This is a genomic window from Marinococcus sp. PL1-022, from assembly GCF_033845285.1.
Lineage (GTDB): Bacteria > Bacillota > Bacilli > Bacillales > Marinococcaceae > Marinococcus.
In genome coordinates this window covers 1519824-1533180 of sequence record NZ_JAWXCX010000001.1, presented here as the reverse complement: position 1 = coordinate 1533180, position 13357 = coordinate 1519824, and the positions used below count along the sequence as shown (strand labels likewise).

Here is a 13357-nt window from a genome sequence, read left to right as displayed (position 1 = left end):
GACGGCGCCTGCCGGGCGGACGACCACGCATTTATCTGCTTATATTCTTTCAGAATACATAAGAAAAGTCAATTTCCTTCCTGACCCTATCCATCCCATTCCCGTTCGGCTTCCTCGCGCACGGTTTCCTCGAGGTCCTCCGGCACAATCGTAAAGACCGGATAATGGCCGCTCTGCTGGCGGCGCTCGGCAGAGGCAAGCATATACTTCGGCACGCCCTCCTGCTCCTCGTCATACAGAATCAAAAGGGCGTCTGTATGGGAAATAATAAAGTCGTTTTTGGCCTTCAGCTGCGACGGATTCACATACGGGCGCTTGGAAATCGCATCCACGTAGTCGGCGCTCTGCTTCAGCTGGGCATAGGCGGTGCGGACGTGCTCCGGCCAGATGGAGTCCTGCTCAAGAAACGGCTCGAGCACAGCGAGCTGAATATGGTCGTATTCCTCCCGCAGGCCGTTCCAGGCTTCGGCGGCCCACCATTCGACACCGGGCTGTCCGGAAATAATCAGCCATTCGCTGCCCTCTTCAATCAGGGCCCGCAGCCGCTTTTCGAGCGTTTTCCGGATGTAGGCAATCTCGGGGGCGTCGTCTTTGAAGATGCCGAGCTCAGCCGGCTTGTAGCCGGTCGCGGCCAGGCGCCTCAAGACGTCCGCCCCCGTTTATTCATCAGCCGCCCGAGCCGTTTATGCAGGTCGGCCTGCTGTCCGGCCGGAAGCGTGAGTCCAGCCCGCTCCGCCTTGCTCTGGACCCCTGCAGCGTACAGAAGCGCCCGTTCGGGGTTTTTCGCCCGGTGCTCCTCCCATTTGGCAAGCTCTACCCCGGCCTCGAGCGTATACCGCGAATCCTCGTTGCGCTCCCAGACCTTCTCAAACCAGGGAATGGCTTCGTCGTACCGGTGCTGTTTTTTTAAATTGAGACCGTAGCGGTGCATTGTTTCGCCGTCCTCGTCCCCGTTTTCGACCATGGCCGTATAGTGCTGGGCGCTTTTGGTCCACTCCTTCTGCTGGTCAAACCATTTGGCGACGGCAAGCGACTGCTTTTCGCCCGTCCCGTCGGCAAGAATTCGTTTGGAAATATCAATGTAAAGCGTGATCAGCGACAAAATATCCTGCTCGTTATGCTCGAGGATCCCGGTTACAAACTCGGGAAGGCCCTCGTTCACGTAGTCAAAGTACAGCATCGGCGCGAGGTATCCCGGCGTGTCGTCGTGACGGACAAATCCAAGAATATCCCGCTCCACCACACTCAGCCGGCACGATTCCAGCCGCTCGGCAAACAGGCGGCGGCTCGCGTGCAAAAGATCAAAGTGGCCAAAGGCCGGAAGCTTCGGCACCTGGTTGCGCACGAGCGTATGCCGGGTCTGCACCTGCGGCCAGTCAAACGATTTTCCGTTATAGGTGACCAGGTTTTCCGCAGAATAGCATTCGGTCAGAAAATAATGATACAGCGCCACTTCATGCTCCGGCCCGGGGAGAAAGTACTGCGACACCTCGACGCGGTCGGTGTACACCCGGGCGCCGCCAAGCAGAAAGATGGTGGTGCCGGTCCCCCCCTTCAGCCCGGTCGTTTCCGTATCAAAAAACAGCAGGTCCTCCGGGCGCCGGCCCTCCGGATGCAGCGGATGAAACGCGGGCTCCTGCTGCCAGCGGTCAAACACCGTAAACAACTCGCCAAAGGAGGCGCTCCCGTGGATGTAGTCCAGCGGATACGTAACGGTCCGTTTTAAAATCGTTTCCCCGTCGTAGTGCTTCGGCACTGCGCCGAAGGCTTCCCATTCCTCCAGGTGCCGAATGCCTGCCTCCTCCCTGTTTTCTTCGGGCGGAGCGGGAGCGGCCGGGATCTCTTCCTGCAGATGCGTTTTCATTCGCTTGAGTTTATTTTTCATGCTCACCGGTTGAGCTCACCTCCTGTTCGGCCTGAAGCCGGTGAATGAATGCGAGCACGGTCGCTTTCGTGTTGCCGCTCAGCATAATATCCGATCCGATGCAGGACGGGCATCCGTCGTGGCACGGACAGGCGTCAATCAGCGACGCGCAGTCGCGGAGCACGTCGGGCAGATCCTTGAAAATGGTGGACGAGAGCCCGACGCCGCCCGGATAGCGGTCGTACAGAAAAATGGTCGGCTGCTCCGAATGGGTCGCCTTCATCTGCGGCACCACGTGAATGTCGGACGGGTCGCACATGACCCGCACGGGTGCGGTGTGCCGCAGGACATTCGCAAGTCCCATCATCGCCTGCTCGAGGGTATCGCGCCCGAATTCCCGGACGGTCTCCCCGGGAAAATGGAGCCAGCAGGCATTTGTATGCAGCTCCTCCTCCGGCAGGTGCACGGTCCCCGAGCCGATGTTTTCAAACGTCGTCAGCTTGATTTTTTTAAAGATCGTCACCTTGGCGTGCACCATCACATCACCGAAGCCGGCGTGATACGACGGATAGTCGGCCGTTTGGTCCTCTTCAAGCACCTTCAGCTCAACGGCCATGTTGGCATCGGTATAGTAGTCGACCCGCACCTCTTCCACGTACGCTTTTTTCTCGTCCCAGTCCAGATAAACCACCTGGTACTGCACGCCCTGGTGAATGTAGATGGCTTCGTCATGCAGCAGGGTCATCGCGCTGAAGCGGTCCATCTGCCCGATCACCTTGGACGCGGACGGCACCGTCTGGTCGATGATGACGACGTTCTCCTGCGAGGCCGAGCGCAGGCTGATGCCGTGCGCCGGAAACGAATCGCTCATCCAGTACCATTTGGAGCCCCGGTGGTGCACGACGTTTTCCTCCGAGAGGTACTCAAGCACGTCGCTCACGTCGACTCCGCCGAACGTGTCGTCGTCCCGGAACGGCAGTTCAAAGGCAGCGCATTTCACATGGTCCACGAGAATGATCAGGTTATCGGGATGAATGCGCGCGGTTTCAGGGTTTTTCTCCAGAAAGTAGTCGGAATGCTGGATCATATACTGGTCGATCGGATTGGAGCCTGCGATCATGACGATCAGCGACTCCGACTGGCGCCGTCCCGCGCGTCCGGCCTGCTGCCAGGCACTTGCAATCGAGCCCGGATAGCCGGACATGATGCACACCTGCAGCTGCCCGATGTCGACGCCAAGCTCGAGCGCGTTGGTGGAAATCACGCCCATGATATCGCCGGAGCGGAGTCCCTCCTCAATAGCCCGCCGCTGATTTGGCAGGTAGCCGCCGCGGTAGCCGGTCACGAGGCTCTGCTGGCCGGTCTGCCTGCTGTTCAAATGCTGCAGATGGCTTAAAATCACCTCCACCATCACCCGGCTTTTCGTAAACACAATCGTCTGGACGTGCTGCTCGAGAAACGTGTTGGCGAGCCGGTTGACCTCAGAGAGGACGCCCTTGCGGATATTCATCGCTTCGTTAATCACCGGCGGGTTGTAAAACACAAAATGCTTTTTCCCCTGCGGCGCCCCGTTGTTGTCCACGAGTTCAAAGGGCTGTTCGGTAAGGGTTTCGGCGAGTTCACGCGGATTGGCGATGGTCGCGGAGGTCGTGATAAACGTCGGCTCGGCCCCGTAGTAGCGGGCAATGCGCAGCAGCCGGCGGAGCACGTTCGCCACGTGGCTCCCGAAGACCCCGCGGTACGTATGAATTTCGTCAATGACGATATAGCGCAGATGCTCAAACAGCGACACCCATTTGGTATGGTGCGGCAGAATGGCCGAGTGCAGCATATCCGGGTTGGTCATGACAATATGGCCGGCACGCCGGATCGACTGCCGGATGGTTGGCGGCGTGTCTCCGTCGTACGTGTAGCTGTTAATGGAAGCACCGATTTCCTCGATAAATTCATTGATCTCGCTCTTCTGGTCCTGGGCGAGGGCTTTCGTTGGAAACAGGTACAGGGAGCGTGCCTCCGGCTCGTCCATGATCGTTTGCAGCACCGGAAGATTGTAGCACAGGGTTTTCCCGGAGGCGGTCGGCGTGATGGTGACGACATTGGCTTTCCGGCCGTACGCCTGTTCAAACGCTGAATGCTGATGAGTGTACAGCGAATCGATGCCGCGGGCGGCAAGGCCGGCACGCAGCCGTTCATGCAGCTGTTCCGGGAATGCCGCGGTTTTCGCCGGCCGTTCGTCGACGGTATGCCAGAATTCTATATTAGGGGCAATGGACGGGTCAGTTTTCATCCATTGCATTAACTCCTGTAAGGATTGTTTTTTCATGGTTGCTCACCTCAGCATACTTCCATTATAGCGAATGTATGTTTGTTTTTCTATCCCGGCTGTTTTTGTTGTTATAACACAGAAAAGGCCTCCCGCAACGGTATGCGGGAAGCCTTTTCGGGACGTGAGCGTTATTTAGTGTTGGTGTGATAGTCATTAATCATGTCGAGAATCGTCTGATTTTCCTCTTCCGGGGTATAACGGTCTTCTTTCGATCTTGTGAAATGACGCATCCTAAATCGCTCCTTTTCGTTAGTGTTGTTATAATGTAATTCAAATTATATACCGTTGTTATAATACAGTCAACGGTTATTTCATTATTTTTTTGAATTTTTTTATAAAAAGCCCCTCTGCCATGTGGCAGAGAGGCCCTATTAACGGCTCAGCGGCCGGCGGAAGCCCGGATGCAGCTGTCGATGGTTTTTACGAGGGTATTAATTTCGGGCTTGCTCACCTGGGCGTCGGCTCCGACTTCTTTTCCTTTATGGAACAGATCCGCCGTGATCAGCGACGAAAAAATAATGACCGGAAGGCTTTGGAGGTTTTCATGGTCCTTGATCTTTTTCGTCAGATGATGACCGTCCATCTGCGGCATTTCAATGTCTGTAATGACAAGGTCCGGGAGGCTTGCTTCTTCGTTGTCGGCAAGTAACGCTTCTAAGTATTCGTACGCTTCCCGGCCGTTTTCAAAGGAGCGGAGCTGGCTGTACCCGGCTTCTGTGAGGGTATCGGCAATCAAGTGCTTGAGCACCGGCGAATCCTCTACAATTAACACAGTCGTATTTTCCCGGTCCGGCCTGTACGCCGGCAGGTGCTGGCCAGACAGGGTGTCCGGGGAAATATCACTGATGATTTTTTCGTAATCAAGCAGAAAGACCATGGCGTGCTCCATTTTCACAATACCGATGGATCGTGCTTCGAGTCCCTGGGAGAGCGCATTGGGCTTTTCAATATCCTCCCAGCTGATGCGGTGGATACGGGATACTTCTTCTACATGAAACGCCACCTTCATCTGATTCAGCTCTGCGATAATGTATTTGTCGTGCCGGACGTCGTCCGCCCCGTCGTGATGAAGCACTTTTTTTAAATCAATCACCGGTATCACTTCATTGCGAAGCCGGACGATTCCCTTCACATGCTCGTGGTGATTGGGGACGGGAGTCACCTCCACCTGATGAATGATTTCGCGCACCTTCAGCACATTGATGCCAAACTGACTGGTTCCGATGGAAAACAGAACGATTTCGAGCTCGTTTGTCCCGGATTCCAATAAAATATGTTTTTCGTCTGCTAAGGACATGCCGTTTTTCCCTCCTGATCTCTTTACTTCATATATCGGCCCCGGGCAGCGGGTGTTAAAGCCATTCAGACGGGAGTTTTTATTTTTGGATGTTTTTGGCCCGGGCACGGAAGGTATAGATAAACAGGAGGCTGATAGAATGAAAGCACTTGTGATAAATAAAGCCGGAGGTCCCGGCGATTTAAAGGAAACAGATATCGACATGCCGGAGCCGGAAGCTCATGAGCTCCGGGTCAACGTACACGCCGTTGGATTAAATCCGGTCGATTATAAATTAATGGGCGCCCCTCTCCCGGAATGGTCCTTCCCCCACGTGTCGGGCCTGGACGTTTCCGGCGTAGTCGATGCCGTCGGCGCGGACGTAACCGATTGGTCCGTAGGCGATGAAGTGTATTATCACGGAAGTATGACGACAAATGGCGGATTTGCGGAATTTACGACCACGCGTGCAGATGTGGTTTCGTCTGTACCGAAAGGACTGTCCCATGTGGAGGCTGCGTCGATGCCGACGGCCGGATTCACGGCCTACCAGTCGCTGTACCGGAAAGCACCGCTTCGCCCCGGACAGACGATCATGATTCAGGCCGGCTCCGGCGGTGTCGGCAGCTTTGCCGTCCAGCTTGCCAAGCATCTCGGCCTTACGGTCATTTCCACCTGCTCGGGTGATAATGCGGACTATGTCAAAGATCTGGGCGCCGATCACGTGGTGGACTACCGCAGGGATAATGTGGTGGAGGAAGTACACAAATGGACCGATGGCCGCGGCGTGGATGCCGTGCTTGATCTGGTGGGACAGCAGACGGCGACCGATGCGCTGGATTATCTCGCCTTTAACGGGCATTTGATTGCTGTGGTGGAATGGCCGGACCTTTCCCACTACGTAGCGAAAACGCTCGCCCCTTCCATTCATGAGGTGGCACTTGGATTTGTGTACCGCTCCGATGACGAAGCGCAGATTAAAGATCTCGGATTTATCGCCCGGGAGCTTGGAGAACTGGCTTCCCAGGGAAAAGTAAAGCCTTCCGTCAGCCGGACCGTCAGCTTCAGTGACATTCCGGATGCATTAAAGGACATGCAGGACGGTCATACACGCGGAAAAATCGTCGCATCGTTCGAGGCATAACCGCGTTTCCAAGCCCTTTCCTTTAGAAGGAAGGGGCTTATTTTTGGCATCTTCCGCTTATTTTTCTAATTATATAATTTATATTTATAATAAATACGGTAATTGAAATTTTCATTGCTGACCGAACAGCTATGTTCGGCGTCAGCGTATCGGCGCGCCCCCGGTAATAAACCACGGCCGCTGCTCATGCCACTGGATGCTTCCGTTGACATCAAAGGCGGTCGAAATTTCCTCATCCGTCAGAACGTTATGTTTCTTTCCATCCGCCTGCACCCGTCCGTTTTTCATAATCGTTGCAGCCTCGACCGCTCCCGGCAGTTCTTCGAGATGGTGGGTCACATACAGCACCGTCGGCGCCTCCGGCTCTTTAAGCGACGACTCAAGTCCTTCGATCAGCTCCTCTCTTCCCTTTACATCAAGCCCGGTGCACGGCTCGTCAAGCAAAAGCAGCTTCGCTCCAGTCGTCCACGCCCGCGCAAGCATCACCCGCCGCTTCTCTCCCTGCGAGAGCGCGGCATACGGCACGTCCCTATACTGGGAAACCCCAAACGTGTGCAGCGCGTTTTCTGCCCTGGCGGTGATTTCCTGCGGTGCCTGCTCATAAATGCCGATACTTGCAAAATAACCGCTTAACGCGACATTAAAGGCGGTTTCCCCCGCCCGGTGCTGGTACTGGTCATCCAGGGCATTGCTGACGATACCGATTTCCCGTCGGAGATCCTGCATATTCACCCTGCCGTGACGGCCAAACCACGTATGCACTTCCCCTTTCGTTGCCCAGACCTGCCCTAAAATTGCCTGCAGCAGCGTCGTTTTGCCGGATCCGTTCAGGCCGAGAAGCGCCCGGTGTTCGCCCTGATTGACCGCAAATGAGACGTCTTCAAGCCTGATTCGTCCATTCGTCCGTACGCTGACGTTATTCATGTCCACTAAACGCTCCATTGCCTGGCCCTCCTTACGCTTCGGTGTGTTCATACAAATGAATATTGTTTGCGATCGTCTGGTTTTTGTTTTTCAGCATCCACTTGAGCGTGGGGTGATAGTCGAGCACCGGCAACGGCTCAATCAGATGCAGGGTGTCTTCATCGGCAGCCCGGACTTCCGGCGTTGTCCCCGGGGAGGCGTGCAGCTGGAATTCCTGCAGCCCCTGGCAGCCGCCCGTGAATTCATAGGCAATCGTTATCGTCTGATTGTCCCCGAGATGTCGGATCGCTTCTTTCGCACGGTCTGTTACGTGTATCTGCATAGCGAATGCCTCCTTTTCCTCTATTCATTATAGCAAAGCTTTTCCCGGTATATAAAAAAGAAGCCCTGATAGGCTTCTTTTAGGCATTCAATGGAAGCGGCCGGTGCAGAATCTTCACTCGTTCAGGAAGTTCTCCGGACCTGCGTGCCTCCATCAGTCTCCGGTACATCCGTTTACCGCCAACTGCATTAGCTGAGTGTATAGTAATTTTTGAAGGTATAATTTGTTTTTCAAGTAAATACAGCACGACGGAAAATCCATTAAAATACTTCGTTCCCAAATCGTGGTCAAGCGACAGATGACTGATATCTGCCGTGTTTTGCAGCAATCGCATACATTCTTCCGCTGTTTTTACTAATACGTGATTATCCGGAGACTGTCGGACGTCGTCTAAAAAAATATTTGTTCCGTTCATGTCCCCATCCTTTGTCTTGCAGAGTACTTGTATTATAACACACTTACTCTTCCTGTCCAACCAGCCTCCGGATCGCTGCTTCAAGCTCGGCCCACTCCAGCCCGGTCTCTCCTGTTTTTTCCTGCCGGAGCCACTCCGCCTGCCGGCGGGCCGCCGTTTCCCAGTCAGCGGTGCGCTGCTCCCACCGGGCCCTTGCAGCCGCCTCTGCCCAGGCGTAGACCTCTGCTTTGACGATCTGCAGTTCTTCTTCGACGACCGGACGCAGCTGCTGCTCCAGCACTTCCCTATACGCTTTGTTCTGCCCATTCATGAAAAAATCATGGTGGGTGAGCGTCTTCCACTCGCCCTCCACTGCCTCTGCGATCGCCGGCACCTCCGGCGGGGAAAATTCGATTGCCGGAAAAGCCGTTTTCTCCCCTGAAAAGACATAACCGAAATGGTCCGGCAGCTGCTGTCTCCAGTCCTGCTCTTCGTCGTCCATGGTACGGTGCATCCACTGTTCAATCCGGGCGGAGGTAATTCTTGTCTCCTGCAGGAACCGCTGCAGCACCTGATGCACCGCCTCCGTCGTCTTCCGGCGGAGCTGCGAGCGAAACGACGGCTGCTCGTAAAAGTACGCCCGCGAAAACCAAAACATAAATTCTTCCCGGTAGTAATAAAAGAGGCGCTGGCGCACGTAAAAAAACAACTCCTCCGTTTCCTCCGTAAGCCGCTTTTCGATACGTTTCCATGATTCCGTCCATTTGTCCTGCGTGATGAACTGCTCGAGCTGTGCGATATCGTTTTGCTTTTCCCGCTCCTGTTCGGCATCCGTCCGTTCCGCCTGCGCCCGCGCTCGTTCCACATACGTCAGGACCTCCGCTGCCTCCCGGCTGCCCTCGTTCATCACAGTCGTCTCAAGCGTCGAGGAAAGAAACTGCTCAAACACGGCTTCGAACCCTTCCAGGCCGCCGGCCGATTTGTCCTGCAGCGATACTTTTCCGGAAACAGGCAGAACGAGCGGCTCATGGATGCCAATCGCGGCCAGCTCCTGCCGGACGTAGTGGAGAACCTCCTCGAGCTCCTGGCGTCCCGCTGCCAGATCCGCTGCATTAACCAGGAAAAGGAGCTTGTCATAGGAAAAGGTCTGGTTCACGGCAGCCAGCTGCTCCAAAAATGCTTTGTCCCCGCGGGAAAATGCATGGTTATAATAGGATAAAAACAAAATAGCGTCCGCCCGCTTCATTTCCTGAAACGAAATGTCCGCGTGACGCTGATACACGGAATGGATGCCGGGCGTATCGACGACTTCCATTCCTCTTTCGGTCCACCGGGTCGAAAGGTAAACATCCGCCCGCTCGATCATCATGGCGGCTTCTTCAGCACCTGCAGCCTGCTGAAACGCCTCCAGGGTCACCGTTTCCGGGCAGCCGGCACGGCTTTGTTGCTTCTCATAGGACGCCACATACTGATCAAGCATCCTTTTTTCTTCCTCCCGCATGGCGTCAAACGCGAGCGGCTCCAGATGCTGCTGCTCGAGCTCCGCCCGTTTCTGCTTTTCGGCCTTCTCCGCCCGCTCCTGCACCTCTTCTTCATAGACGGCGTAACGGCTGTGCCACTCCGACACATGCGAAAGACGCACCTCAAACGGCGCGAGCAGGTCATTCATGTCCTGTAGGACGTAGGTCTGCTGTTTATAATAAATCACTGCGCTCCGGTCTGCGTGCTGTCCGTCCGGCGCTTTCATGTGCGTGATGGCTGCTGTCGTCGGGTTCGCCGACACCGGCAGGACGGCTTCCCCGGCCATGGCGTTGGCCACGGTGGATTTCCCGGCGCTGAAGCCGCCGAAAAAGGAAACACGGAATGCCTGCTCCCGAAGCCGCCTTGCCCGGGCCTCAAGCCTCTGGGCAAAGCCTTCAAGCGGCGCATACGGCTGCACGAGGCGGGCAAGCTTCTGCCACCTCTCTGCCTCGGCCTCCGGATCTGCGAGAGAGGACCGCTCCCGGCCGGCACGGTCCAGATAATCCCGGTACCATTCCCGCACCGAATAACCTTCTGCGCCCGCCGAAGGGGCCACGATCTGCATGGCCGGCTCCCGCTCTTCCTGCTGCGCGAGCGGAACCGCCTCCTGAACCCACCACTGCTGCTGGGCTTCGAGCAGCTCCTTCTTCTGATAAAATTCCTCCCGCCACGCTTCGTAGGCCTCCCATGCCTGCCGATGGGCTGCCGCGTTTGCTTCCTGCCGCTCGGCTTCCATTTGTTTATGGGCACGAGCCTTCTCTAAAAACAGCGGCATCCATTCAGCAAGCTGGCGCCGGTACGCCGTCTGCATTTTTTCCTCGAGCGTGCGGCAGTAGGTTCTTGCATAGGCCTCCGTAAGACGCGCTCCCTTGTTTTCCGCTTCCTCGAGCATTGCGGGGTCTGCGCGCACCTTCATGGTATCAATAGCGGCTTCCACCTCCGGGCTTTTTCCCGCATACCGTTCGGCGGTCTGCTTCATGTCACGCTTTAAATGATTTTCGAGCTCGTTTTTTATGTTTTCATTCAGCTCTTCGAGCACCCGGGCCTCGCGCTCTTTTCGCACCCGGGCTGTTTTCCGGGTGCCCAGCCAGCTTTTCACCCGGAACGTGACCAGGCGGGATTCCAGATACGCGTGCACAGCGGCCCGGGTATGATAGGGCATCAGCTTGGCACGGGCAAAGCCGTCGTGGATGGTCCGGCGCATTGCTTTTTCCGCCTTCGTTTCCCAGTGCCTGAACTCGCCGGCGGCCTCCTCATCGGCCTCGATCGCCTCGTAAAGGGCCCCCGGCGTGGAAAACGTCTCCCAGACGCGCTGCACGTCCCCGTCCGGCTCCGCAGCAGCAAGACGACTTCGCACATAGGAAGCAGTGATGAAATAGGCTCTCGCGGCGCATGTCTGCCGGATGCGCTCCTCCCGCTCCCGGGAACCCTCGGGCAGCATCTTCTCCCGCAGGGCTTGCCAGGCATCAGCGGTCCGCTCCGGATAAAGGGCGGACACAAAGAAAATGGCCTCGTATTCGATCTGCCGGCGGTCCAGGCTCTGCCGGATCCGGTCCTGGTACGCCTGAAAGGACAGCTCCTCCTCCTCGTGCTTATCCACCTGATTGACGATAAGACACGGGCGGACGTACTGCTCGTTCAGCTGCTGCAGAAATAAGAAATTTTCCTCCGACTCCACCTGCTGGTAGTCGGCGACATAAAACAGCTCATCGGCTACCATCCATTCCGACTCCGCCGCCCGCTGATGAGCGGCTTCGGTGGAATCGATGCCCGGCGTATCAAAAAGCGTCACTCCCGGCGGCAGCGGCAGATCAGGATGCTTCACCTCCACCCGTTCGGTCTCTGTGGCCATCATCCAGGCGTTCGTCCATTCCCCGGGCGGTATAGCCGCGGTCTCTCCGCCGGTGGTCACCTGATAGGAGGAAGCGCTTCCGGTCGTAAACGAAACGATATTGGCACTCGTCGGCACCGGATGGGCCGGCAGCCATTCCCCGTCCAGCATCCGGTTGATCAGCGTGCTTTTACCGGCGGAAAAATGGCCGCAGACGAGCACATGGTACGCCGACTCGCTGTTTTTCGCCTTCAGCCGCTCAAGGTCCTTCTGCTCCTCTTCGCCCAGGGCTGCCGTGGCCTGGAGATTTTCCAGGCCGTCCGTGACCGCCGCCTCTGAAAACGTATGCCGGGAGAAAAAGCTCCGGACCGTGTCATTATTCCATTGATACATATCAAAACTTGGCCGCTGCACCGATACCGCGCTCCTTTTTATGTAAAAACGCCGCTCCTCCGCAGAAGGAGAAGCCGGCGCTGTTTACAGCAGATAATCTTTTTCATACAAAAACGCATAAGGAATGTCCACAAACACGTACAGATCCTCCGTGATCGGATGGGAATACGTCCGGATCATTTCATCGCTGTGAAAATCTGTATACATATCAGAAAGAATCCCCCGCTGTTCAAAGTTCATGCGCACAATGTTTTCGAGGAAATATGGCCGCCAGCTCCAGTTGCGGTTGCGCTCCTCCGTCCGGTATTCCCAGGCTTCCCCGCTCTGGCGCGAGGCGTTGCCGGAAAGCTGATATCCTTCCCGGTCGCACACATACACCCGGAAGCTCATTTCCTCGAGCGACTCGGCGGTCTTCATCGTCCAGCCGTCGATATCCTCCATCACATCCGCGTGCTTGAGCCGGTCGTTCAGCCGCTTGTTCAGCTCGGAGGTCAGCTGGATCTGGGCTTCAATTTTTTTGCGTTCCACATCAATAAAATGGTGGATGTCCTTTTTCATCCGTTCCTGAAACTGGTCCTTTTCTATGAACGTCTCTTTCGGCTTATCCAGATAAAATCCCTGATAGTACCGGGCGCCGTTGCGCCAGGCGTAATTCAGCTGATTAAAGGATTCGATCTTTTCAAATAAAAGCGAAGCCCCGATTTTTCTCGACAGCGTCGATAACGAATGCAGCACGTCCCGGTAAATGCTCGGGACTGCAAAATTTTCGGAAAATGTCACATCCACCTTCAGGACATTTGGCTTTAAGTAGGCAATCTGCTCCAGATGAATCGCTTCCTGGCCGAGATTGTCAATCGCAATCGACAGGCCGGCGCTCTGGGCATACTGCATGAAATGCTTCAGGCGGGACAGGTCCTGCTGAAAGTCGGTCGCCTTCAGCTCCAGGCAGATCGAGGTCGGGGCGATGCCTCTTTCTTCGTATCCAAGCAGAAATTCGACCAGCCCGTCTCCTCCGTCGCCCAGAATGGTGGCCGCATCCACGTTCAAAAAAATCATATCCGTCCGCTCTCCGGCCGCAAAGCTTTCCAGGGCAGCCTGATGCACGGCACGGTCGATTTCCTGCTTGTACTCCCACGGCACTCCCGGGTCCCGAAAGCAGCTCTCGAGCGTTTCGGCGTTCCCGTTGTCGTTTTGGAAGCGGCCGAGCACTTCATACGCAGAAATTTCCAGCTTATCGGCACTCAGTATCGGCTGAAAGTATACCATGATCTGTTCTTTATTCATCAATACGTCTAGCGCATCCAACTCCATCACCCAATCTTCCGCTTTCAGTCTTCGGCGGCACTGCCATTTTGTCATTGC

The 13357-nt window shown here is 55.8% G+C and carries 10 protein-coding genes; 1 reads left to right on the top strand and 9 read right to left on the bottom strand.

Annotated features, from left to right (window positions below; genetic code table 11):
• Positions 1 to 86: 86 nt before the first annotated feature.
• The 4 genes from SIC45_RS07820 to SIC45_RS07805 form a co-directional block, all read right to left on the bottom strand.
• Entirely contained in the window at positions 87 to 644 is a 558-nt protein-coding gene (locus SIC45_RS07820; RefSeq protein ID WP_298785752.1) for a DUF1273 domain-containing protein, read from the bottom strand.
• Positions 641 to 1885, bottom strand: a complete 1245-nt coding sequence (locus tag SIC45_RS07815; RefSeq protein WP_319632943.1) for a ribonuclease H-like domain-containing protein — start codon at positions 1883 to 1885, stop codon at positions 641 to 643. The genes SIC45_RS07820 and SIC45_RS07815 overlap by 4 nt, the downstream gene beginning before the upstream one ends.
• Positions 1875 to 4187, bottom strand: a complete 2313-nt coding sequence (locus SIC45_RS07810; protein ID WP_319631733.1) for a DEAD/DEAH box helicase — start codon at positions 4185 to 4187, stop codon at positions 1875 to 1877. Before SIC45_RS07810 ends, SIC45_RS07815 begins: the two co-directional genes overlap by 11 nt.
• A gap of 382 nt (positions 4188 to 4569) precedes the next feature.
• Positions 4570 to 5487 (bottom strand): chemotaxis protein, encoded by a 918-nt coding sequence (locus tag SIC45_RS07805; RefSeq protein ID WP_319631732.1) that lies wholly within the window; start codon positions 5485 to 5487, stop codon positions 4570 to 4572.
• Between the two features lie 139 nt (positions 5488 to 5626).
• Here SIC45_RS07805 and SIC45_RS07800 point away from each other — a divergent pair, with 139 nt between their 5' ends.
• Positions 5627 to 6610 (top strand): zinc-binding dehydrogenase, encoded by a 984-nt coding sequence (locus SIC45_RS07800; protein ID WP_319631731.1) that lies wholly within the window; start codon positions 5627 to 5629, stop codon positions 6608 to 6610.
• Between the two features lie 141 nt (positions 6611 to 6751).
• On the opposite strand, the gene SIC45_RS07795 is transcribed toward SIC45_RS07800, so the two are convergent.
• The 5 genes from SIC45_RS07795 to SIC45_RS07775 form a co-directional block, all read right to left on the bottom strand.
• Positions 6752 to 7552, bottom strand: coding sequence for an ABC transporter ATP-binding protein (locus SIC45_RS07795; RefSeq protein ID WP_319631730.1), 801 nt, complete (start codon positions 7550 to 7552; stop codon positions 6752 to 6754).
• A 13-nt stretch (positions 7553 to 7565) separates the two neighbouring features.
• The gene (locus tag SIC45_RS07790) at positions 7566 to 7856 is read right to left on the bottom strand and encodes a hypothetical protein (protein WP_319631729.1); all 291 of its coding nucleotides are present in this window, start codon (positions 7854 to 7856) and stop codon (positions 7566 to 7568) included.
• A 79-nt stretch (positions 7857 to 7935) separates the two neighbouring features.
• Positions 7936 to 8271, bottom strand: coding sequence for a cyclic-phosphate processing receiver domain-containing protein (locus tag SIC45_RS07785; RefSeq protein WP_298785740.1), 336 nt, complete (start codon positions 8269 to 8271; stop codon positions 7936 to 7938).
• A gap of 43 nt (positions 8272 to 8314) precedes the next feature.
• A complete protein-coding gene (locus SIC45_RS07780; RefSeq protein ID WP_319631728.1) occupies positions 8315 to 12016 on the bottom strand; it encodes a dynamin family protein in 3702 nt (1233 codons plus the stop codon).
• A 63-nt stretch (positions 12017 to 12079) separates the two neighbouring features.
• A complete protein-coding gene (locus tag SIC45_RS07775) occupies positions 12080 to 13354 on the bottom strand; it encodes an EAL-associated domain-containing protein (protein WP_319631727.1) in 1275 nt (424 codons plus the stop codon).
• Positions 13355 to 13357: the final 3 nt, after the last annotated feature.